The sequence below is a fragment of the Melioribacteraceae bacterium 4301-Me genome (genome assembly GCA_041538185.1).
Classification (GTDB): Bacteria; Bacteroidota; Ignavibacteria; order Ignavibacteriales; family Melioribacteraceae; genus Pyranulibacter; species Pyranulibacter aquaticus.
Window position 1 is genome coordinate 54,639 of the sequence record JBGORM010000010.1, and the last position, 22,167, is coordinate 76,805.

At 32.8% G+C, this 22,167-nt stretch carries 22 protein-coding genes; 13 read left to right on the forward strand and 9 right to left on the reverse strand.

Annotated elements, in window-relative coordinates; genetic code table 11:
* Positions 1-68: 68 nt before the first annotated feature.
* Together ABRY23_13420 and ABRY23_13425 are read left to right on the forward strand one after the other, a co-directional pair.
* Positions 69-1,772, forward strand: a complete 1,704-nt coding sequence (locus ABRY23_13420; protein ID MFA3784054.1) for a TlpA family protein disulfide reductase — start codon at positions 69-71, stop codon at positions 1,770-1,772.
* A 756-nt stretch (positions 1,773-2,528) separates the two neighbouring features.
* Positions 2,529-3,464: a TIGR01777 family oxidoreductase gene (locus ABRY23_13425; GenBank protein ID MFA3784055.1), complete on the forward strand. Its 936-nt coding sequence runs from the start codon at positions 2,529-2,531 to the stop codon at positions 3,462-3,464.
* A gap of 106 nt (positions 3,465-3,570) precedes the next feature.
* Here the strand turns inward: ABRY23_13425 and ABRY23_13430 are convergent, their stop codons facing one another.
* The 6 genes from ABRY23_13430 to ABRY23_13455 form a co-directional block, all read right to left on the reverse strand.
* The gene (locus tag ABRY23_13430) at positions 3,571-4,866 is read right to left on the reverse strand and encodes a hypothetical protein (protein ID MFA3784056.1); all 1,296 of its coding nucleotides are present in this window, start codon (positions 4,864-4,866) and stop codon (positions 3,571-3,573) included.
* A gap of 9 nt (positions 4,867-4,875) precedes the next feature.
* Complete coding sequence (locus tag ABRY23_13435; GenBank protein ID MFA3784057.1) at positions 4,876-5,496, reverse strand: hypothetical protein; 621 nt, start codon at positions 5,494-5,496, stop codon at positions 4,876-4,878.
* 5 nt (positions 5,497-5,501) lie between these two features.
* Positions 5,502-6,032 (reverse strand): hypothetical protein, encoded by a 531-nt coding sequence (locus ABRY23_13440; protein ID MFA3784058.1) that lies wholly within the window; start codon positions 6,030-6,032, stop codon positions 5,502-5,504.
* Between the two features lie 210 nt (positions 6,033-6,242).
* Positions 6,243-7,628, reverse strand: coding sequence for a hypothetical protein (locus ABRY23_13445; GenBank protein ID MFA3784059.1), 1,386 nt, complete (start codon positions 7,626-7,628; stop codon positions 6,243-6,245).
* 11 nt (positions 7,629-7,639) lie between these two features.
* Positions 7,640-8,239 (reverse strand): hypothetical protein, encoded by a 600-nt coding sequence (locus tag ABRY23_13450; protein MFA3784060.1) that lies wholly within the window; start codon positions 8,237-8,239, stop codon positions 7,640-7,642.
* A gap of 3 nt (positions 8,240-8,242) precedes the next feature.
* Positions 8,243-8,746, reverse strand: a complete 504-nt coding sequence (locus ABRY23_13455) for a hypothetical protein (GenBank protein ID MFA3784061.1) — start codon at positions 8,744-8,746, stop codon at positions 8,243-8,245.
* Positions 8,747-8,951: 205 nt separating this feature from the next.
* On the opposite strand from ABRY23_13455, the gene ABRY23_13460 reads away from it, so the two are divergent.
* From ABRY23_13460 to ABRY23_13470, 3 genes are all read left to right on the forward strand, one after another.
* Positions 8,952-9,539 (forward strand): isoprenylcysteine carboxylmethyltransferase family protein, encoded by a 588-nt coding sequence (locus ABRY23_13460; protein ID MFA3784062.1) that lies wholly within the window; start codon positions 8,952-8,954, stop codon positions 9,537-9,539.
* A gap of 8 nt (positions 9,540-9,547) precedes the next feature.
* Positions 9,548-11,146, forward strand: a complete 1,599-nt coding sequence (locus ABRY23_13465) for an N-acetylmuramoyl-L-alanine amidase (GenBank protein MFA3784063.1) — start codon at positions 9,548-9,550, stop codon at positions 11,144-11,146.
* Between the two features lie 160 nt (positions 11,147-11,306).
* Complete coding sequence (locus ABRY23_13470) at positions 11,307-11,828, forward strand: nuclear transport factor 2 family protein (protein ID MFA3784064.1); 522 nt, start codon at positions 11,307-11,309, stop codon at positions 11,826-11,828.
* Positions 11,829-11,992: 164 nt separating this feature from the next.
* Here the strand turns inward: ABRY23_13470 and ABRY23_13475 are convergent, their stop codons facing one another.
* Positions 11,993-12,448 (reverse strand): hypothetical protein, encoded by a 456-nt coding sequence (locus tag ABRY23_13475; GenBank protein ID MFA3784065.1) that lies wholly within the window; start codon positions 12,446-12,448, stop codon positions 11,993-11,995.
* Positions 12,449-12,793: 345 nt separating this feature from the next.
* Between ABRY23_13475 and ABRY23_13480 the strand changes: the two genes are divergently transcribed.
* Positions 12,794-13,519 carry a CPBP family intramembrane glutamic endopeptidase gene (locus tag ABRY23_13480; GenBank protein MFA3784066.1) on the forward strand — a complete coding sequence of 242 codons (726 nt, stop codon included), beginning with the start codon at positions 12,794-12,796 and terminating at the stop codon, positions 13,517-13,519.
* Positions 13,520-13,530: 11 nt separating this feature from the next.
* On the opposite strand, the gene ABRY23_13485 is transcribed toward ABRY23_13480, so the two are convergent.
* On the reverse strand, positions 13,531-14,454 hold the full coding sequence (locus ABRY23_13485) for a metallophosphoesterase (GenBank protein ID MFA3784067.1): 924 nt from the start codon (positions 14,452-14,454) through the stop codon (positions 13,531-13,533).
* A gap of 258 nt (positions 14,455-14,712) precedes the next feature.
* On the opposite strand from ABRY23_13485, the gene ABRY23_13490 reads away from it, so the two are divergent.
* From ABRY23_13490 to ABRY23_13520, 7 genes are all read left to right on the forward strand, one after another.
* On the forward strand, positions 14,713-15,747 hold the full coding sequence (locus tag ABRY23_13490) for a hypothetical protein (GenBank protein ID MFA3784068.1): 1,035 nt from the start codon (positions 14,713-14,715) through the stop codon (positions 15,745-15,747).
* A gap of 37 nt (positions 15,748-15,784) precedes the next feature.
* Complete coding sequence (locus ABRY23_13495) at positions 15,785-16,591, forward strand: cytidylyltransferase domain-containing protein (GenBank protein MFA3784069.1); 807 nt, start codon at positions 15,785-15,787, stop codon at positions 16,589-16,591.
* Positions 16,592-16,690: 99 nt separating this feature from the next.
* Positions 16,691-18,025 carry an aminotransferase class III-fold pyridoxal phosphate-dependent enzyme gene (locus ABRY23_13500; protein ID MFA3784070.1) on the forward strand — a complete coding sequence of 445 codons (1,335 nt, stop codon included), beginning with the start codon at positions 16,691-16,693 and terminating at the stop codon, positions 18,023-18,025.
* A 380-nt stretch (positions 18,026-18,405) separates the two neighbouring features.
* Positions 18,406-19,209: an SDR family oxidoreductase gene (locus ABRY23_13505; protein MFA3784071.1), complete on the forward strand. Its 804-nt coding sequence runs from the start codon at positions 18,406-18,408 to the stop codon at positions 19,207-19,209.
* Positions 19,210-19,254: 45 nt separating this feature from the next.
* Positions 19,255-19,785 (forward strand): KdsC family phosphatase, encoded by a 531-nt coding sequence (locus ABRY23_13510; GenBank protein ID MFA3784072.1) that lies wholly within the window; start codon positions 19,255-19,257, stop codon positions 19,783-19,785.
* Positions 19,782-20,678 (forward strand): N-acetylneuraminate synthase family protein, encoded by an 897-nt coding sequence (locus tag ABRY23_13515; GenBank protein MFA3784073.1) that lies wholly within the window; start codon positions 19,782-19,784, stop codon positions 20,676-20,678. Before ABRY23_13510 ends, ABRY23_13515 begins: the two co-directional genes overlap by 4 nt.
* 69 nt (positions 20,679-20,747) lie before the next feature.
* On the forward strand, positions 20,748-21,599 hold the full coding sequence (locus ABRY23_13520) for a sterol desaturase family protein (protein ID MFA3784074.1): 852 nt from the start codon (positions 20,748-20,750) through the stop codon (positions 21,597-21,599).
* Here the strand turns inward: ABRY23_13520 and ABRY23_13525 are convergent.
* Complete coding sequence (locus ABRY23_13525) at positions 21,588-22,145, reverse strand: hypothetical protein (protein MFA3784075.1); 558 nt, start codon at positions 22,143-22,145, stop codon at positions 21,588-21,590. The two genes, ABRY23_13520 and ABRY23_13525, sit on opposite strands and share 12 nt — an antisense overlap.
* Positions 22,146-22,167: the final 22 nt, after the last annotated feature.

The window sequence follows — 22,167 nt, forward strand, 5'->3', positions numbered from 1 at the left end:
CGCACAATAAATAGCATTTTATATCGTTAACTTAGTTAAAAAATTTTTACACAGATGAAGGAGGAAAAATGAAACCAACTTCCCTTAAACCTAAAGCTGGATTGGCTTTTGAAATATTTTTTCCTTTAATATCCTTATTTGCTACTTTTTTTATTGTCTTTTTATTCAATACACATATCATAGCTCAAACTACTATAGTTAAAGGAAAATTATTAGATGAAGAGGGAAAACCTTCAAGATATTCACTCGTTGGAATTGCGCCTTCTGAATATGCAAATGCTGCTAATTTTGTCGGCTGTGATGAAGAAGGCAACTACAAAATTTCTTTGAAAAATTCAGGTTTCAATTTCGTGCTTTATTCAATGCCAAATCACAACCCACTAAGAGTCCCTATCCTTAATAACAAAAACAAAGAGGTTACCATAAACGTTAATCTGGTTCCATACGAGTTTAAAGATAATCTTGATGAAGTTGGTATCGCCGGGTCATTTAACAATTTTAATATTGGTTCACCGGAAAAAATGATTAAAAAAGAAGATGGCACTTTTCTTTTTGAAGTAAAAACTGACCAAGACGAAATAAAATACCAGCTATGCGGCATTGAAAAGAACGGCAGAAGTATTAACGCACCTCTATCAAGTAGTTTTGAGCCGGATTCTTCCGGTGATTATATATCAATTGCAAAAGTTAAGGATGGCAAAGCTGTAATTGTTTTTGACCCTGCTAATTTACTTAAGAAAAAAGCTGAGCCTAATGTTTCTTTTAATAAAAATTCAATAGATGAAAAAATATGCAACCTTTTTAGCGAGCACAAAAGAATCTCACAAGATATCTCCAATAAAATGGAAACTTATTTAAAAGCTAAAGGAAACATCCAGAATTTTCAGTATGAAAATACAAATTATCTCGATGGGCTTCTTAACAAAATTGAGTCTGAAAAAGAAAAAGAAGTTAAAGACTGCCTAAAGTTATTTTATATCTCTTTTGCCCCGTATAAAATGAAAAATTATAATAGAGAGAAAGCAACTTCTTTTTTTGAATCTCTATTGCCACAAAATGAAATTTGGGAATTAATCCCAAATGCTTTTTTCTCTTTGTATGCTTTATTCCCGCAGCATAAATGGAATGAGATACAAAATAATTTTTTGAAAAATTCAAAAAGTGTAACTCTAAAATCAAATATCTTTGGATACAAACTATCATTAGCTAAACAGAAAGGTGATGAAGAAGAACTAAAAAAACTTCATACGCTCATTTCAAATGAATATAAGGATGTAAAGGAATTACAGAATATTTTAAAATATTATCCTATTGAAACAAAAATAAAGACTGGGGCAAAAATTCCAGATTTTGAAGTCAAATCACTTGATAATCCAAATGAAGTATATTCTAAACAAAGTATGCTCGGCAAAATTTACATGATAGATTTTTGGGCTACCTGGTGCGGTCCTTGCGTGGGTGAAATGAAAAATCTTCATAAAGCATACGAAAAATTTAAGGATAAGGGGTTCGAGATATTAAGCCTTTCGCTTGATGCGAAGCCTGAAGATGTATTTAAATTCAGAGAAGAAAAATGGAAAATGCCATGGAAAAATGCCTTTTTAGAAGGCGGGTGGCAAAATCCTGTTTGTAAAAAATTTGAGGTGGTAGCTATTCCTGAACCAATTTTAGTGGGCGCAGACGGTAAAATTTTGGCTTATGGCGGTGAGCTTAGAGGAGAGAGTTTAGAAAAAACTTTGTCAATTTATTTTAAGAGACATCTGAAAAATTGAATTATCAGCGGTTGTCATTCCCACGTGGGAATACACCGCTTCGTGGAAAGTGGGAATCTACTTTGAAAACAATGGATTCCCGTTTGCACGGGAATGACTCATTGATTTTTTCAGAAGTCTCTTTAAGTAAATCTTTTTCGCAAATTTTTAAAATAAACCTTAATAACAGTCAGTGGAACAGTATTCATTAATTCATTAAGTTTGTATTACGGAGACATGGTTTAGATCAAACCAGGCGGCGGACTTAGTTGGACGTCGCCAAGTCTCCGCTGTTTTTAAATATTTTTTTTTCGCTAAAAAAGGAAAGTTATTTCAATAACAAATTTGTTTTACTTCTGTAATTCAAATCCTACTTTTATTTCAAATTGCCTTTCAAAAACTTGCTTGTAAGAATCATATCTGTCCAAAATAATTTTTTATATCGTCCCTACGGGACTCTTTGATGAGAATTCATCCACAAATTCTATAGATATTTTGTCCCTAATGGGACAAAAAGCTTTCACGAAGTGATGGATTTCCATTGAAAATTGTTATTTTCTCGTTAGGGATTGAATATTTCTAAAAGATTTACAACCCTTTTAATTCAAAGTAGGGACGAGATAGGTTTTATCAACTAATTAAGAAAAACAATTCCCGAAAGGGATTTGATTCCAAAATTATTTTGGATACTAATGATTAGCATGTGTTTTTGTATAAATCTTTCTGCTGAACTTTTTGTAATATAATTATGTTAGTAAATAAAAATTTGATTACAAAATGAGAAAAAAAGTTATTCTAACTGGCTCTACTGGGTTAATAGGCAAAAAATTATTTCTCAAGTTAAAGGAAAAAGAATATGATGTAATTATTTTTTCACGAAACTTAGATAGAGCAAAAAGAATTAATTTTGGTGCAAAAGATTATGTCCATTGGGATGTTAAATCTGCAAACGACTTAAAAGGAAAACATGATTGGGAAAAACAATTGGAAGAAGTTCATGCAATCATTCATCTTGCTGGTGAAAATATTATGGCAAAAAGATGGACTTCAGGACACAAAAAGAAAATATTGGAAAGCAGAATTTATGGAACAAGGTCTTTGGTAGATGCTGTCAGCAATATACAAAATAAACCAAAGGTTTTTATTTGTGCTTCTGCAGTAGGTTACTACGGCAATTCTGAAAATGAAGTCGATGAAAATTCCCCATCAGGCAATGGCTTTTTAGTTGAAGTAGTAAAAAAGTGGGAAGAAGAAGCGGCTAAAATAGAAGACTTAAATGTAAGAAGAGTAAGTATTCGACTTGGGATAGTACTCGACAAAAACGAGGGTGCTTTGCCTAAATTGTTGCTTCCATTCAAATTGTTTATGGGCGGATATTTAGGAAGCGGTAAGCAATGGTTCCCGTGGATACATATCGAAGATGTAGTAAACATATTTTTATTTGCGCTTGAAAACAATCAAATTGCAGGTGCACTTAATGCCGTTTCTCCAAATCCAGTTAGAATGAAAGAGTTTTGTAAAATACTTGGTAAAGTAATGAACCGACCATCATATTTGAACGTGCCGGCCTTTGCCATAAAAGCAGTACTTGGGGAAGCTGCAAATAGTATATTAGAAGGGGCTAAGGTTATACCGCTAAAAGCCTTCAGTAATGGATACAAATTTAGTTTTGATAAGCTTGAAGACGCACTAAGAAATATTTTAGAAAATTAATTTATGAGCCTACTCTAAAAAAGTCTAATTAGTAAAAACGAACCCGTAATTTGATTCTAAATCAAATTCAATCTTCTTTAAAAAGACCTTTTTAGATTCGGCTCATTTACTCATACCAAGAAACAATTTGATATGAACCCGTACCAGGGAAATATGGCGGCGAAGCAATCCTAAGACGCTCATCGTATCTATATCTTTTGTTAAATCCAGTTACAACCCCATAATTATCAAAAGTACCAACTGCTTTTCTAACTTTTTGTTGAATACCGCCGTACAAATCAATAAAACCCCCACCAACTCTAGTATCGTAATTTTCAGCTCCAAAGCCTGCCTGTTCGCTGTAAATTGAAGCATCAATTTTAATTCCTGTTCTGTTCACAAGGTTATCAGAAATTAATACTTCATTTTGAGTTACAATACCAAAAAGATCAGTAGATGAAGGATTAGTTCTTGGGTCTGTATTGTAAACCACATCATCATCAAGAAATACTTTCCCTTTAGATTGCGCATAATTACCCGTCGCAGAGGCACCAACAGTGTACTGACCTTTAATTGTTCCTTTTAATCTTATATTTCCATTATCTACAAAAATTACACCGTTAGGCGCAAAAGTGGAAAGCAAAACGCTTGTATATTTATCTCTTGACCTGAATTTATATTTTAAACTATCACCTTGAAAAGTAAGATATACAGTATCTTTGTTAGTAAAAACTGCTCCACCAGAATTTGCTGCAGCTCTTAAATTACTTACGCCATCTGTAGGCATTGGTATATCAACACCGTTTTCATATCCTCCATAAAATTTTGGGTCATCTGTCCCAGGTACCCAAACTTGAACTCTTCTCCATCTATTTCCAACTCTAACCCACCTTGTTTCCCAATGACCAGGATTGAAATAAACTAAGCTATCGCGGTTTGTAACTTTACCCCAAAAAACTGGCGAGCCAGCAACTTGCAAATTGCCTTGAATATGCAGTGGTCCCCAAACAGTATCACCCGTCGTCCACCAAATATTAGATGGCTCTTGTGCCGAATAATATGTAAACTTCGAGAACTTACTCGGTTGTAATGTTACTTGAATTTGTTTCGTAACTCCATCATATATACCAGAGGCGATAATCTTACGTATATTTTGAAAAGGGTCTACAACTTCAACAGTAACGTTTATCGTACCACCCCCAAAAGTCATGTTATTATAACCTGCTGTCCATGCAGGATCTAAGAATATTCTGTTACATGCCATATTTGCAGCTGCACTGGCAAGATTGTAAGCGGCCGTCTCATCGTAATAACTTGTTAGGTTATCTACTGAAGTAGTTGCAACACGATTAAAATTGCTGCCTGCAACTAAAAATATTAAGCTAAATCCTAATACTAATAATATTGCTGCTTTACCGCCCATTTCTTTTTTCTAACGATTATTTAAATTTCTTGCTACTAAACGAATTTGTCGCCAAAAAATTGTTGAATATTGCTGATTATAACCTGCAACTGTTTCTACTTGTAAATCAATTTCAATTCTGTGTATTTCCCCTGGATGTACAACTGGAGTTGGCAAAATAGAGCCTAATGAATTATAGTAAGTAAGATGAAATAAAGTTACACCCAGATTAGAACCGCGTGGGGTTTCGCTATTTAACACTCTGTATAACATTCTATCATTAGGATTTGGAGTACTGGATAGTTCACTTGTTGGACCTAAGTAATAATGAAGCGTATCTACATTGCCATCGCCGTTGGGATAAAGCGGGGGGTTAGCAACGTCAGTTAAAAATGTAATGCTACTCGTATCGGCGTAAATTATAGCCTTTGAAGGATCCGGAATCTTATTAAAATTTTTACAATAACCAATTTTTCTAAAATCGTATTCAATTAGTTTAACAATCTCAGTAAGATCCTGCTGAACAATTAATTCAGAACTGTTTGTATAAGTATTTTGCACTGTTGCATCGTTCAGACGCAAAAGAATCAACAACAACATTGCACCAATAACTGTTGAACCTAATATGTCAAGTAATGTACTTGAACCCATATTATTTACCTAAAGTACCAATAACTATAAACTGTCTTTAGCAAAATTGTATCTTGCTTAGCAGTGTTTTCATCTATCATAGCAGGACTTGTAACTTTAACTGTTAATCTTTTATTCCATGTTCTTTGATTTGATACTTGTTCTGGATTAGCATCCGAAACATAATCTACAGCACAAAAAGTCTGAAAAACGATATATGCACTGCTCGATATATACACAGTATCAATTTTAGGTGTTGTTCTAAAGGCGTTAAAGTCATCTATGTCGTCGAAAGCAGGATAAACTTCGCCGGTTTCGGCTTTTAACACTGCACTCAATTGATTTGTGCTTGAAACAGAACCTGCAATTGTGTTTTCGTCAAAAGACTTACTGGTAGCCTCTTCTATTAATGAAGTTGCCATCGATACGGATAACAAGCCTATTTTTGAACGATCTAATACATTGTTAGTTGTTAATAATGTAGCATTAACTCTTAAAATTACTAAAGAAAGTAAGAAAATTGCCCCTATTGTAATTAACATTTGACCAGTATTCATAATGCTATCTCTTATCCAATAATAAGATAAATAATTTTAGTACTTGTCTCAATCAGTTTTTTATAAATACCTTTAATTTATTTATTATCGGTTAAATTATTTTTTTGTTTACTAAGGTGGTAAATGTTTAGGATTGAAAATTTTTATTAGCTTAGTAGCCGTTTGCCTTTTTAGCCTTAAGAGTAATTTTTAAGTTAATTAATGCGGCTACTACTCTAACCACGAAACAACTTCGTAGCTTTTTGTATTTGGGAAAGATGGTGGGACAGAAGTTAAAAACCTATTATCGTAACGATGGACAAATTTTAAGCCTCTTATTGGGTTACCTTTATAATCATATTGAGCCGTAGCCCTGGTATTTGACGCAATTAATCCTCCTAATATGTTCCATTGACCTAAGAAATTCTGATTAATCAGGCCATCTTCAGGACCGATAGTACCGTTTTGTGCATACATAGAAGCTTGCGTATAAATATCTTTCCCGCGTGTATTAGGGTTATCTTGAATTCGAATATTCTGTTCAGCTACAATACCAAGCATATCGGTTGAATTAGGATAAATTCTGGGGTCTTTGTTATAAACAAGATTATCTTCAAAGTAAACATTACCTGCATTTGTAATTTTTGATTTTGCCGCCACTATTGTTACTTTACCATTTAATGTACCCTTTGTATAAATATTTCCGCCTTGTACATATATTACACCATTAGGAGCGAAAGTACTTAAGTTAACCGTTTTAGAAGATGACCAATTTCCAGCACCAATTTTCTGACTATAGGTTAAAGTACCGTCAGAATTAAAATAAAGCCTTACATTTACTAAACTTTTTGTTCTTGTAGTGTCATAAAAAATATAATCAGCGTTAGAACGCAAGTTTGTTGTATCAAACTCCAATGGAATATTTACGCCATCTTCGTAGCCTCCATAAAATTTAGGGTCTTTTGGTGAGCCCATCATTTTCAATCCTTTTGCGGAAGTAGCTTTTCCCCAAAATACTGGTGAGCCGTAAGTTGTTAGCCATTCATTAACATGAAACGGTCCTTCAAATGTATCTCCCGTAGCAGGGTAAGCACTCATAGTTGAATAGTAATTACCAAACTTTGCAAAACTGCTTCCTCTTAGTAATACTTCTACAACTTTAGTTACACCATTATAGGTTCCTTCAGAAATTATTGTGGCAGTTTGACCACCAGATGATTGACCGCTACAATCGCCCAGATAATCACCGTGTGCTAAATGTGAAGGTACTGCGGAAACAGGTACCCACATTGAATGTTTTGCATTAGGATTACCTGGGGGAGTGTGACATATTAACACTTTTCCTGCAGTACCGGTTATTGTATTGCTAACATAAACATTCAAAACGCCTCCATCAAAACTTAAGTTCTGGTAACCGGCATCCCATGTTTTATCCATAAATATTTGATTTGCTGCCATGTTCGCACCACTTACAGCTATATCGTATGCTTTAGTTACAGTATAATAACTTGAATAATTATCAACTGCGCGTGTAGATAGATTAGAGAAATTTAAACCTACTACTAAGAAAATCATACTAAAACCAAGTACAACTAAAAGTGAAGCCTTGCCACCCATTTTTTACGCCTTTATCTATTTCTTAAATTTCTTGCAGCCATTCTTATCTGTCGCCAAAAAATAGTTGAATATTCATTATCATAAGCAGCATAATTTTCAACTTTGACATCAATTTGCATTGTGTTGATTTCACCTGGTACAGCGACTGGGGTTGTTAATTCGTTACCTAATGAATTAAAGTAACGTATCTTAAATTGTGTCACGCCTAAATTAGAGCCATTTGGTGTTTCACTATTAACAACACGGTATAAAATTCTATCTCTTGGGTTAGGTGTTGAAGATAATTCACTGGTTGGACCTGTATAATAATGCAATGTATCAGGTATTCCGTCTGAATTCACATCGGTTAAAAAAGAAATCGAGTTCGAATCAGCAAAAAGAATTGCCTTAGATGGATCAGGTATTGCCTGCCAATCTTTACAATAACCAATTTTCCTAAAATCATATTCTAATAGTTCCACCAAGTCAACTAAGTTTTGTTGAACAATTAGCTCTCCACCGTAAGTGTATGTATTTTCAACTGCAGAATCGTTTATCCTTAATAAAATCAGCAACAACATACCGCCAATTATAGTTGAACCCAAAATATCAATTAAGGTGCTAAATCCCATATATCACCTAAAATACCAATAACTAAAAATTGTACTTAGTTTAACAGTATCAGACATAGAAGGACTAGTAACTGTTACAGTGAGTTTTTTATGCCAGGTTTTTACTGAAGAAGGCACATCTGGATTAGTTGGATTAACATAAACTACTTTGCACTTAATGTTAAAAACAGCTGATTGGAAAGTTGAATCTCCTTCAGTAGATTTTGAAAAATTATTGAAGTCATCAAAGTCATTAAAATTTGGGTAAACCTCTCCAGATTCGGGTCCAAGATTCAATGGATCCGTTAAGCTAGATAAACTTGACACACTTGAAGTATCGGTTGCAGAATCAAATGCTTTGCTAGTTGCTTCTTCAATTATCGATGAACCTAAGGAAACAGCCATTACACCAAACTTAGTATCCAACATTACTGACGACGTGCTAAAAAAAACGTTATTAATCCGCAAAATAACAAGTGTAAGTAACACTATTGCTCCTACTGTAATAAAAAGCTGGCCAGTACTCATTGTAAATTTCTTTTTTTATTAATCCTTATAACAAGATTCGTGCTAACGGACTCACATCAAAAATAAAAAAAATAAAGCAAATTATTAATAACATGTAATATCGACAGGTAAAAAGGTAATGGGCAAATTATTTACCGCACAAAAAGCATTCAATACTTAACAAGAAAGTTCTTATATTAATTAATAGAATTTCCTGGGGGTTCAGGTGGAACCAATTAACATTCTTACTGCTTTGGGAGTATTTTTATCCATGGCTGCAAATTGGTCGGGTACAAAGAAAGGATTAAAAACTTCCATAACAAAAGTACAAGAGCGGCCCGATAGTTTTCTACAGAAATTACCTCCAAATGTATCGGTTATTATTTTATTGTTTATTTTCTTTGGCATATTTAATATAGGCGTATTGCCCACAGAAATTAAGAACAATTATAATAACTTAAGGATTGGTGGATTGATAATTTTTTATTTATTCTCATGGCTGCAAGTAGTTTCCTTTCGTTCTTTAGGTAGCTTTTACACACAAGAAATTGTAATATTAAAAAGACATGAATTATGTACATCTGGGATTTACAAAACAATCAGGCATCCACAATATTTAAGTCAAATTTTGAGTGATTTAGGCGCGGGAATAGCTTTGATGAGTTACCTGGTTATTCCACTTACGCTACTTGCTGAACTCCCGCTTTTTATAATGCGTGCTAAATTAGAGGAAAAATTATTATCCAAACATTTTAACGAAAAATATAATTTATACAAAAAACAAAGTGGTTTTTTTATTCCTTTTATTGGTTAGAAAATTTCATGAAACAATTCAAATTAGCATTTCTAATCTTAATAACTATTTCACCGCTACTTAATGCTCAAAGACTGCTTAAAATAACAGTTAACAACAATGGCAAAAGTTCGTACTTAACTTACATATTGCGAAACAGAATATCATACGTTCCTTCAAAAGAAATTGCCGAGCTTCTCTCAGGGGGCTACTATTATAATTCTGATGCAGCAAAATCTGAAATTAAATTTGCTAATTACAAGATAAAATTCACAGCAAGAAGTCAGTACATAATAATTACTCCACAAAACAATAAACCAACTATAATTCAACTCCCTTTATCTGCATTACTAATTAATAATGATGTATTTTTGCCGCTTCTTTATTGTACTGAATACTTAGGATTAGCATCCGGCCACAAACTAATTTTTAACGAAAAAGCTAAGGATTTAATTATATCCAATGAGCCTCTGGATAATGAAAGTTTATCGTTATTTGAAGAAAGCATTTTAGATACAGTAAGTAAAAAAGAAAAAATTCCAAATGAAATTAATTCTAAATACGATATATATGATATAAAACTTGAAGAGAAAATAAACGGAACACTGATAAGATTAAAAACAAGTAGAAAAATAAGTTTACCGAGTTATTCAATTAACGATGGCATTTTATACATCTTTTTTTCAAAAGCATCAATTGCACCAAATATTATTAACTCTGTCAACAAAATAGGTCTGATAAACAATGCAAAACTAAAAGCATTTAGTTCGGGAAATTTCCAGCTTGAGTTCGGGCTTAAAGAAGGATATTCATCCGTTGAGGCGTTTGAGGATGTTGAAAACAGTGATATTTTAATTACTATTCACAATAAGTTATTTAATACGGTTAATGAATTAGAAGAAGCTAAAGCAAAATGGACATTTGATGCGGTAGTAATTGATGCTGGACATGGTGGTAAGGATCCGGGTGCAATTGGAGTTACAGGCGTAAAAGAAAAAAATATCAATCTTGGCATCGCACTAAAACTTGGTAAACTTATTGAATCTAACATGAAGGATGTTAAAGTTATTTATACCAGGAAAAAAGATGAATTTATTGAATTATATAAACGTGGAAAAATTGCAAATGAAAACGGAGGAAAACTTTTTATTTCAATACACTGCAATTCTACCCCACATAAACCAAGTAATTTACGAGGATTTGAAGTTTATCTTTTAAGACCAGGAAAAACAAAAGAAGCAATTGCCATAGCAGAATTTGAAAACAGCGTAATTAAATACGAAGATAATCCAGACCGCTACCAAAAATTGACCGATGAAAATTTTATTCTGGTAAGTATGGCTCATTCTCAATATATGCGTTACTCGGAAAAGTTCTCTGATATTCTTAATCAGCAATGGGAAGAAAATGTTGATATCCCTTCATTAGGAATTAAACAAGCCGGATTTTATGTACTGGTCGGCGCTTCAATGCCGAGTGTGCTAATTGAAAGTGGTTTTTTATCTAACCGTTCAGATGAAAAATTCTTGAAAAGTTACAATGGACAAATGAAAATTGCTAAAGCAATCTTTAATGCGTTAAAAAAATATAGGTCATACTACAATAACGTAATTCAAGAGGGCAGATAAGAATAACTGAATAAAATTTAATTAAGCTAAATTTTTTACCTGCACGTGCTGGCAGGTTAGAAAAATAGGGGTTGTAATAGTGACAAAAAATCATGTGCTTTAATTGCTTCAAAGATTTTGTATTTTTTAATCGTAAAAAAATTTAATTGGGTTACATTTAATGGAAAAGACACCTCAGCTTGGTTTATCAATAAAACTCTTACTTTTTGCCATTCCTATTATTTTTGTATTAGCAAGCTGCACCAAAGAAGTCCCCGAAGCTGAAAGAAAAACTTCCAGGTCCGAAGAAAACGAAGTAAGGAAAACACTTAACTTATGGGTTAATTTCTATAATAATGGTGACTTGGAAAATTTAATTGGTCTTTATACAGATGATTACATAGAATCCACAGCAAACGATGAAGACATTGTAGGAATAGATAAAATTCGCTCAGAATTATCTCAATATATGTCACAATACAATGGAGGGAAGTGGAAAATTACAATTGAAGAAGTTCAGGCTTCGGGAGATTTAGCATTTGCAAGAGTTAACGGCGAATTCGAGATGTACTACGGTAATTCACCAACAACAATTTATTCTGAAAAAAGTATAAAAATTCTCAAGAAACAAAAAAACGTAGGGTGGAAATTCTATAGAACGATGAGAATACCCACATTTACTTATGATGCTACCACCAAATAAAGCTAACTCTAAGTACTGCTTTTCACCGCAGAGACGGAGAGACGCTGAGACCACCAACAAATAGAACTGACTCTAAATACCTTAAAAAATCTTGCTAATACATTAAATGCCTATAACAGTATAGGCTCTCACAAAAGTTTTATTAACATTTTCTTAAAAAAAATTTACCCACCTACTCTATTAGCTTTTACTCTAACTTCATACTTCTTTGAAAAGTTGTTTTCGTACAACGAGATGTTCATTTTAAAATTTTTTCCTTTAACATTATACTCGCTTGTATTGACAGTATCAACTAATAGGCTATCACTAATACATTCAGTTAAAAATGAGTGAATGACAGCATTAGCATTTTCTTTTGAGTTATACTTCAACTCACCCTCAGCTTGATAAACGCCATCTTTATTAGAAACAAAAACCAATCTGTAATCCTTTGTTTGATAAAATAAACACTGCATTTCTGGATTGCTCAGGTCCTGATGAATTGGTTTTCCATATTTTTTAATTACATCACTGTTACTTTTTCCTATTAACTTGCATACTGCAACGTCTTGAGCAAATAAAGTATTGTTTAGCGATAAAAACATAGTTACAAACAATAAAGAACTGATAAACCTAATCATTTTGACCTCCATTTATTTTGCAGTTTCTCATTTTCAGTAATTGGGCATCTATTAAAAAAATGGCGCATTCTATCAGTCTCTGAAGAGAAAAATGGAGGGTATTTTAGATAATATAATTTTAACGAACCAGTCATTTTTTTATTCAAATAACTAATTGACCGGAAATTCGTTAATCAATTTTAACATTATTGAATATTATCTACAACTCATTTATACTTGCACATGTTGTTTACAATAAAGACATAATGTTAAAAAAGTTAATGATGACTTAAGATTACGGGTTACTTGTCTTTATCAACTAAATATAACAGCATTTTATTTTTTACAGTAAATTAAGCTTTTTCAATGAATGAATTAGAAATTAAACCAATAAAGCCAGTAACTACTATTCTTTTTTTTGGTGCACCTGCAATTTTACTTTGGGCTGCAACACATTATGGAATTGATTTTGTTTGCTGGTTATTTGGGGTAAACGATTTATTAAGTTGGGTTATAATTGGAGGAATTTTTTATTTCCTACTTTTCTTGACTTCACTCATTATAATTAAAAAAGAAGGAACAGAATTAAAATTACATGAAATTAAAAAGCGTCTTAGATTAAACCCAATTTCAAAACAAGATTGGGAATGGACTTTTATTGGATTTATGCTTGTACTTGTCTTATCAGCTTTAATTGTGTACTTCAGATATGCGCTAACAAATCAAATTTACACTGTACCTTCCTTTTTAGACATTAAGCCGCTTAAACCTAATGAACTTTGGATATTAGCTATATGGTTAGTAAACTTTTTCTTTAATGTTATTGGCGAAGAATTTCTTTGGAGAGGCTACATATTAACACGTCAGCAGCTGAGTTTAGGAAAATATTCATGGTTAGCAAATGGGTTACTTTGGACTTTATTTTATTTCAGTTTTGGTATTGATATGCTAATTAATATGCTGCCATTCTTTTTTGTAATCCCTTTCATTGTACAGAAAAGAAAAAACACTTGGACTGGAATAATAATTCATGCAGCAGTTAAAGGACCGGCATTTATTTTTGTCGCACTAAGTATGTACAACTTTAACTGAGCACTTCTTGCTTAAAAATATTCAGTAATGGGCATCATTTCTTCTTGTTGAACTGAAATATTTTCTTTCAAGTTCGATACTGTTTTTAATTCTATATTATAAGTTTCATCTTGATCATCAATCATAAAATACGACGGAAGTTCAGATTTCCCTTCAACAGATGCACCAGCATTTAAAAAACGAATCCCTTTTCTATGATAATCACACATTTCATGGCTATGTCCATGAAGCACCAAATCAATTTTATTTTGAAGAAAAAGTTTAAACAATTTTTTCTTCCCTCTTAGTTTCATTGTATAACTTTCAATCTTATCCCAAAGTGCATTATCAGAACTACTTGTTTTCTTACTTTTTTTATAAAAATGATGGTGAATCATTAATATTTTCTTTTTATCTGTTTTTTTAAAGAATTCAAACAGTTCATCTAAAATTAAATATTGTTTTTTTGTTACTTTCCCACAAGATGCGAATGGGTTTTTTATTTTAGAATACTCCGCCACTGAATTAACTCCAAATAAAATAGTGTTCTTTAATTCCTTTATATAAGGAAAAAATTCGTTTTTACTGTAATGAATTGTATTTTCAAAAAGTTCTTTAAAAATGGAAACAAATTCATTGACCTTCTTATCATAATCCGTATTTAAACATCTATAAGGGAAATTTAGCACATCTTCTGCGGTCTGAACGCCACCGAAAATATCATGATTACCAATAACAATTGATGTTCTTTCACTTCTCAATAAGTTATATTTTTCAAGTATTTCCCGAAAAATTAAAAAGTCACTCTCTTGAGCATTATCTGCAATGTCTCCTGTAACAACAAAATGTTCGGCACCGTTTTCTAAAGCATCCTCAATTAATCTTTGTGTAATAAATCTGTTCTTTTCCTTGAAAGTATTTGAAAGGTGTAAGTCCGATATATGTGCTATTTTCATATTAACCTCTTTTTTGTGATAAAATTAGCGTTGTCCTGCACAAGCTAGCCTAATTGATGCAATAAAGTAACATGTTGATTTCATTGCAGAAAATTTAAAATTAATTCACACCAAAAAATTAAGGAATTTGTATTAAGAGCTAGTGAATGCTGTATTAACAAATTGTTAATTATTTCATTTTTGCTATCAGATTTTTACTTTAGCGCATAAAATTTTCTACTTTGCCAAACTAAAAAATAAAAGTTGTATATTGTTTTTATGAATAAAAGGAAAATACTTTTTATTGGCGGCTCGTTAAACCAAACCACGATGATGCATGAAATATCAAAGCATTTGGGGAATTATGACTGCTGGTTTTCACCGTATTACGACGATGGGTTTGTAGGTTACTTGGCTGCTAAAGGTTTACTAAATTTTACAATTCTCGGCGGCACATTTAAAAAACAAACTGAAGAATATATTATTGACAACAAACTTCAAATAGACTACAAAGGAATTAAAAACGATTACGATTTAGTTTATACTTCTGCCGATTTGCTTATACCCAAGAACATAAAAAAGAAAAAAATAATTCTCGTGCAGGAAGGGATGACTGACCCAGAAAAATTACCATTTTATTTAGTGAAGTATTTTAATTTTCCGCGGTGGGCAGCAAGTACCTCAGCAATGGGAATGTCGAACTTGTATGATGTTTTTTGCGTCGCTTCTGAAGGATACAAAGAACTATTTATCAAAAAGGGGGCAAAAAAAGAAAAAATTGTAGTTACAGGAATACCTAACTTCGATAATGCCAAGAAATACCTTAACAACAATTTCCCGTATAAAAATTATGTATTAGTTGCAACTTCGGATATGAGGGAAACATTTAAATATGAGAACAGAAAGAAATTCATTAAAGAATGTGTAAAAATTGCCAATGGAAAACAGCTTATTTTTAAACTCCATCCCAACGAGAATTTTGAAAGAGCTATAAAAGAAATTAACGAATATGCTCCTGGCGCATTAGTATTCCACAATGGCAATACTAATCACATGATTGCCAATTGTGATGTGCTTATAACAAAATATTCTTCTGTAGTTTATATCGGCCTTGCACTTGGTAAAAAAGTTTATTCTTCTTTTAATATAGATGAATTAAAAAGACTCATGCCCTTACAAAATAACGGAACTTCTGCTGAAAGAATAGCAAGAATTGGAAGAAGACTTTTGGATTCACCTGAAACTACAGTTGAGGAAATTCGTGAAGAAATTGAAAATTTAGATCAAGTAGGTTTAAATGCTCAACAGACTTAAATTTGGTTTCATATTTTAACAACTCAACAAATTAATTATGTCAATAAAAATTATTACGATTGTGCAAGCACGCATGTCCTCTTCACGTTTGCCGGGTAAAGTCTTACTGCCAATTTTAAACAAACCTCTTCTTATACGAATGATAGAAAGGATACAAAAAGCTAAACTTAAAGGTAAATTAATTGTGGCAACCTCAGTATCAAACGATGACGATGTGATTGAACAACTCTGCAAGCAAAATAACATTGAATGCTTTAGGGGACATCCAACAGACTTACTCGATCGACATTATAAAGCGGCAGTTAAATACAAAGCCGACGCAATAGCTAAAATTCCATCAGATTGTCCATTAATTGACCCAAATATAATTGACAAAGTTTTCAGCTTTTACTTGCAGAACGTCAACAAATTCGACTATGTAAGTAATTTACATCCAGCTACTTATCCCGATGGCAACGACGTTGAAATAATGTCATTCAATTCACTTAAAAAAGCATGGAGCGAAGCAACAAAAGATTTTGAACGCGAACATACAACCCCTTACATTTGGGAGAATCCACATTTATTTAAAATCGGGAATGTAGAGTGGGAAACTGGTAAAAATTTATCAACTACTGAAAGATGGACTATTGATTATGAAGAAGATTATCTTTTTATTAAAACAGTTTACGAAGAATTATACTTAGATAATCATGATTTCGGTATTAATGATATTTTAACTTTGCTTCAAAAGAAACCAGAAATAAGAAATATTAACAGTAAATACGCAGGTAAATACTGGTACGAAAATCACTTGAACGAGCTTAAACATATAGATGAATACAAAAGGAGCATAAATAATTAACTATTAGCATCAACTTTATTGAACTGTAGTTAATTGTAAGAGCTTCATTTAAGCTGAATTTACCACATTAAAAACAAAATTGCGGAGAACAAAAAAATTATGCCTAACAAAATAAGCTTAGAGAATGATTATCCTGATATAACTAAATCCGAAGAGCTCTACAAGCGTGCGCTTGGATTAATTCCATCAGTTACACAAACTCTTGCAAAAGGACCAACTCAATACGTCAATGGAGCTTCACCAAAATATCTCATTAAAGGAAAAGGCTCTCACGTCTGGGATGTAGATGGTAATGAATATATCGATTATAATATGGGAATTGGACCATTATCACTTGGTTATGCTTATCCTAAAGTGGATGAAGCCATAAAAAAACAATTAGAAAGTGGCATTACCTTTTCACTAATGCACCCACTTGAAGTTGAAGTAGCAGAACTCATTAGAGAAATCATTCCAAATGCAGAAGCAGTAAGGTATAGCAAAACTGGAGCCGATGTTACAAGCGCAGCAATAAGACTTGCTCGTGCCTATACCGGTCGCAACAAAATTTTATGCTGCGGTTACCACGGCTGGCATGATTGGTACATAAGTGTTACAGCAAGAAATAAAGGAATTCCATCTGCGGTTCAAGATTTAACTTACACTTTTAATTATAACGACATTGATTCAGTTAAAAATTCTTTAGACGCAGATACTGCTGCAGTAATCTTAGAACCTGTTGTTTTTCATGAACCAAAGGATAATTTCCTTCATAAGCTTGCAGAGCTCTGCAAGCAAAATGGTACAATTTTAATATTCGATGAAATGTGGACAGGGTTCAGAATGGCTCTTGGCGGTGCTCAAGAATATTTTAATATTACTCCCGATTTAGCTACTTATTCTAAAGCTGTAGCTAACGGTATGCCTATATCAATTCTTACAGGCAGAAAAGAAATCATGAATTTATTAGATGAAGATGTTTTCTTTTATACCACATTCGGTGGTGAAGCTCTTTCCCTTGCAGCTGTCAAAGCTACTATTGAAACACTTAAAGAAAATAATGTACCAAAATACCTTAATGATATGGGTAAAAAATTAAAAGACGGGTATAATGAAATAGCATCAAAGCTTAAAATGAATTACACTAAGGCTATAGGCTACAATTGGCGTTCGCTGATTACTTTCGACCCTGCTGCTGCCGACCCCCTTCTACAAAAATCTTTAGTTCAACAGGAAATGATTAAACGTGGCATCTTATGGCAAGGATTTCATAACATGAGCTTTTCTCATACACAAGAGGATATTGATTATACCCTTAAAGTATACGATGAGGTTCTCCCTATTCTTAAAAACGCAGTTGATAATAACAATATTAAAAATCTCTTGCGTGGCGAACCTGTTCAACCAGTGTTTAGAAAAGTTGATAATTTTAATGTAAAACCAATAAAAAAATGAGACACGAATTTCACAAGTTAAATAAATTACAGATGTTATTTTGATATAGCTTTTATTTGTTTATAATCCGAATACGCATGAGATGATTTATAAATGTTGTTTAAGAATGATTCTCGAAATAAAAATAATTGAATTAATGACAGATTTTATTATAAAGCGAACTTCGAATTGCCTTGCAGCATTAAAGCTGGCTTATCAGCAAATTTTGGTGAAAGCTCTTTGAAATGCAAAAGAATAATTTTATAATTTACATGACGTCCGTAAAATTATTATACAGAAACCTTCATTATTATCAACTATATAGCAGGATTATTCATATAGTTTAATCCAAAAAATAGTTTAATTAAAATTCGTGTAATTGGTGTCTGTTATTTAAGCATATGGAACTTTTCTCACTAAAAAATAAAACGGCAATCATTACTGGTGCAATTGGACTATTAGGTAAACAGCACTGTAGAGCGCTAAGCGAAGCGGGAGCAAATATAGTAGTAGCAGATTTAGATGAGAATGAATGTAAGAAATTCGCTAAATCACTGCCAACCAAATCAATAGGCTTAGCCTTAGATGTTACTGACCCACAATCAATTAAGAATTTACGTGATAAAGTTCTTAAGGAATTTGGTCATATTGATGTATTAGTAAATAATGCAGCAATTAACGACATGTTTGAAGACCCAAAAGCTGCTGCAGAAGAGTCAAAATTTGAAAATTATCCGCTTAAGTTATGGAAAAAGTCAATTGATGTTAATCTAACCGGCGTGTTTCTTTGTTCTCAAATTTTAGGCACAGAAATGGCAAGACAAAGATACGGCAGCATTATTAATATCGCATCAACTTATGGAATAACGGCTCCCGATCAATCTTTATATGTTAAAAGAGACGGCACACAATCATTCTACAAGCCGCCAGCTTACTCTGCTACCAAAGGTGCTGTAATTATGTTCACAAAGTACTTAGCAGCTTATTGGGGTAAAAACAATGTTCGAGTTAATACTTTAACACCTGGAGGAGTAGAAAATTTTCAAGACGAATTTTTTATTGAAAAATACTCGGCAAAAACTCCTTTAGGAAGAATGGCTAAGCCAACAGATTATAAAGGCGCTCTTATTTTTCTTGCCAGCGATGCATCTAACTATATGACAGGTGCTAATCTTATTGTCGATGGTGGGTGGACAGCCTGGTAAGTTTTACATAACTTTTTTAATATATCTTTAAGCGAAACCTTGTATATGGCTAAAAAAAAATTAACAAAAAAACAGATTTTAAATAGAGCAAAAAAAATTAAACTTCTTTTAACAGATTGTGATGGTGTTTTAACTGACACTGGCGTATATTACTCACACAACGGTGAAGTAATGAAAAGATTCTCAGTGCGTGATGGAATGGGTGTAGAAAGGTTAAGACAATTAGCTAATGTAGAAGTGGGCATTTTAACGGGGGAAAACACCGGTGCAGTTAAAAGCCGTGCTCAAAAATTAAAACTAAACGAGGTTCATCTTGGAGCCTTAAACAAAGCAGAAGTCTTAAAAGATATTTTACAGAGACGAAATCTAACTCCTGAAGAAATTGCATTTATCGGTGACGATGCAAATGATGTTGAAATAATGAAAATGGTAGGATTAACAGCTTGCCCAGCAGACGCTACCAAATTTGCACTTAAAGTAGCTGATATTGTGGTAGAAAGCAAAGGCGGATACGGTGCCTTCAGAGATTTTGCAGAATTAATAATTGAAGCAAAACAAAAAGGGGAAAACAAATGACAAAACAAGCAAAAGTTTTGGTTGGCAATAGATACATAGGTGATGGCGAGCCAGTATACATTATAGCTGAAATTGGCATCAATCATAACGGCTCAATTGAATTAGCAAAAAAATTAATTGATGGAGCAATATTTGCAGGCTGCGACGCAGTTAAATTCCAAAAAAGAACCCCTGAACTTTGCGTACCTAAAGACCAATGGAACATCGAAAGAGATACACCATGGGGAAGAATTACTTACATTGAATATCGCCACAAAGTTGAACTTTCGTTCGATGAATACAAAGAAATTGATAGATACTGTAAAGAAAAAGGTATTGATTGGTTTGCATCACCTTGGGATGAAGAAGCGTTGGACTTTCTTGAGGAGTTTGAACCCATAGCTTATAAGCTGGCTTCCGCAACAATTACAGATGAAAAACTTCTTAAAAAAGTAAAAGCTACTAAACGACCTGTAATCCTTTCTACAGGTATGTCAACAATTGAAGAAATTGAAACCGCAGTTAAAATATTAGGGACTGATAAATTACTTATCGCTCAATCAACATCTACTTATCCCTGTAAATTAGATGAGCTTAACTTGAAAGTTATCAAAACATATAAAGAAAAATTTCCGGGAATTCCTATTGGTTATTCTGGACATGAAACAGGCTTAGCGCCAACTCTCGCCGCAGTTGCACTTGGCGCATCTTTTGTTGAAAGGCATATTACTCTTGACAGAGCAATGTGGGGCACTGACCAAGCAGCATCAGTTGAAATCGGCGGTATGTTCCGTTTGGTTAAAGACATTCGAGATATAGAAAAAGCATTGGGCGACGGTATAAAAAGAGTATACGAAAGTGAACAGTCCAATATTCAAAAACTTAGACGAGTAAAAAGTATTCCTATTTCTTAACCTCTTTTATAGTAGTAAAAGTTACCAAACAGCACCATTGCTATGAAATAAGTTTTGTGGAGAGAAATTATGCTAAAGACTTTTCTAAACTACTTTGCAAATTTGCATAACTATGAAATAACTTCTTATTCAATAATTATTGGCGCCGCAATTTTATTTGTTATCCTCGAAAGAATTTTTCCATACAATGAGGGTCAAAAAATTATAAGAGAAGGCTTTTTTAACGACCTCGCTCTTTACAGCATAGCACAAAATTACATTTTAGGAATAATAATCTTTTCTGGCATAATTTCTTATATCGATAATACTACTGGAATTTCGAGACTAAAATTATTTGCAAACGTTCCAATATGGATTCAACTAATATTCTTTACTGTTACACACGATATTTACATTTATTGGATGCACAGATGGCAGCACAGCAATAAATATTTATGGCGAATTCATGAAGCGCATCATTCACCTAAAAAAGTTGACTGGCTTTCAGGCTCACGTTCACATGCTTTCGAAATATTAATTAATCAGACTGTTGAATTTCTTCCTATTGTATTACTTGGCTCACCACGGGAAGTTATTGCTTATAAAGGAGTTATTAGTGCAGTTTGGGGAATGTACATTCACTCGAATATCAATGTTAAATCGGGTAAATTGCAATTAATAATAAACGGACCTGAAATGCACCGCTGGCACCATACAACGGGCAAAGGGAGAAATAGAAATTTTGCTACTAAACTTGCTATTTGGGATTGGCTTTTTAATTCAGCCTACCTTCCTGAAGGTAAGGCAGAAGTCTATGGTTTAAAAACTTTTTTCCCATCTAATTTTATTCAACAGTTTCTATTTGCATTCAGAAGCTATAAAAAAAATCCTAGTCCCAGCCCGTTTAAACATTCAATGGAAAAAAATTCTTTAACGAGATGAAATTGACAATAAAGTAGAATTTTGTACGTTAAATAATCTACTCAGTTTATCTTTTGCGATTGACTCATAGCTTACTGGTGTTGCAATAGACTCAAAATATTTTTTGTTAAAAGAAAAAACAATCACTCTAACAATTATTTTTTCTTCATTTAAATATTTGTACGCGGCACATTTCAAAGAACCAATCGTAAAAAACTCATCCCCGTCAATTTGATTAAACTTGTCCCTAAGTGCAATCTCTCTAAATTTTTTACTAAACGTTAAAATCTTCTCAAGCTTATCATCATTCGATAAGACCAAAGAATCAACATTAATTGGGACAAACTTTATCGAGGCGGTTTTTTCTTTATTAATTAGCAAAATATCAATACAATAACACTCATTATCTTCAACAGCAGACCAATCTTGCGGAATTTTTACCGATAAATCCATGTACTGCGATTCTGCTGTTTGATTTGTTAAGGGATAATCAAAATTATATAATGAACTTGAAGTGGTACATGCTGTAAGAAAAATTAAAAGAAAAAAAGGAACGATGTTATTCATAACCAAATAAGACTTTTTAAGT

Bases quoted from the DNA above. Each gene is read 5' to 3' on its own strand.
- ABRY23_13445 (MFA3784059.1), bottom strand. From the start codon at position 7,628: ATGGGTGGCAAGGCTTCACTTTTAGTTGTACTTGGTTTTAGTATGATT.
- ABRY23_13500 (MFA3784070.1), top strand. From the start codon at position 16,691: ATGCCTAACAAAATAAGCTTAGAGAATGATTATCCTGATATAACTAAA.
- ABRY23_13465 (MFA3784063.1), top strand. From the start codon at position 9,548: ATGAAACAATTCAAATTAGCATTTCTAATCTTAATAACTATTTCACCG.
- ABRY23_13510 (MFA3784072.1), top strand. From the start codon at position 19,255: ATGGCTAAAAAAAAATTAACAAAAAAACAGATTTTAAATAGAGCAAAA.
- ABRY23_13425 (MFA3784055.1), top strand. From the start codon at position 2,529: ATGAGAAAAAAAGTTATTCTAACTGGCTCTACTGGGTTAATAGGCAAA.
- ABRY23_13490 (MFA3784068.1), top strand. From the start codon at position 14,713: ATGAATAAAAGGAAAATACTTTTTATTGGCGGCTCGTTAAACCAAACC.
- ABRY23_13525 (MFA3784075.1), bottom strand. From the start codon at position 22,145: ATGAATAACATCGTTCCTTTTTTTCTTTTAATTTTTCTTACAGCATGT.
- ABRY23_13435 (MFA3784057.1), bottom strand. From the start codon at position 5,496: ATGGGTTCAAGTACATTACTTGACATATTAGGTTCAACAGTTATTGGT.
- ABRY23_13450 (MFA3784060.1), bottom strand. From the start codon at position 8,239: ATGGGATTTAGCACCTTAATTGATATTTTGGGTTCAACTATAATTGGC.
- ABRY23_13515 (MFA3784073.1), top strand. From the start codon at position 19,782: ATGACAAAACAAGCAAAAGTTTTGGTTGGCAATAGATACATAGGTGAT.
- ABRY23_13480 (MFA3784066.1), top strand. From the start codon at position 12,794: ATGAATGAATTAGAAATTAAACCAATAAAGCCAGTAACTACTATTCTT.
- ABRY23_13485 (MFA3784067.1), bottom strand. From the start codon at position 14,454: ATGAAAATAGCACATATATCGGACTTACACCTTTCAAATACTTTCAAG.
- ABRY23_13430 (MFA3784056.1), bottom strand. From the start codon at position 4,866: ATGGGCGGTAAAGCAGCAATATTATTAGTATTAGGATTTAGCTTAATA.
- ABRY23_13495 (MFA3784069.1), top strand. From the start codon at position 15,785: ATGTCAATAAAAATTATTACGATTGTGCAAGCACGCATGTCCTCTTCA.
- ABRY23_13505 (MFA3784071.1), top strand. From the start codon at position 18,406: ATGGAACTTTTCTCACTAAAAAATAAAACGGCAATCATTACTGGTGCA.
- ABRY23_13470 (MFA3784064.1), top strand. From the start codon at position 11,307: ATGGAAAAGACACCTCAGCTTGGTTTATCAATAAAACTCTTACTTTTT.
- ABRY23_13455 (MFA3784061.1), bottom strand. From the start codon at position 8,746: ATGAGTACTGGCCAGCTTTTTATTACAGTAGGAGCAATAGTGTTACTT.
- ABRY23_13420 (MFA3784054.1), top strand. From the start codon at position 69: ATGAAACCAACTTCCCTTAAACCTAAAGCTGGATTGGCTTTTGAAATA.
- ABRY23_13475 (MFA3784065.1), bottom strand. From the start codon at position 12,448: ATGATTAGGTTTATCAGTTCTTTATTGTTTGTAACTATGTTTTTATCG.
- ABRY23_13440 (MFA3784058.1), bottom strand. From the start codon at position 6,032: ATGAATACTGGTCAAATGTTAATTACAATAGGGGCAATTTTCTTACTT.
- ABRY23_13520 (MFA3784074.1), top strand. From the start codon at position 20,748: ATGCTAAAGACTTTTCTAAACTACTTTGCAAATTTGCATAACTATGAA.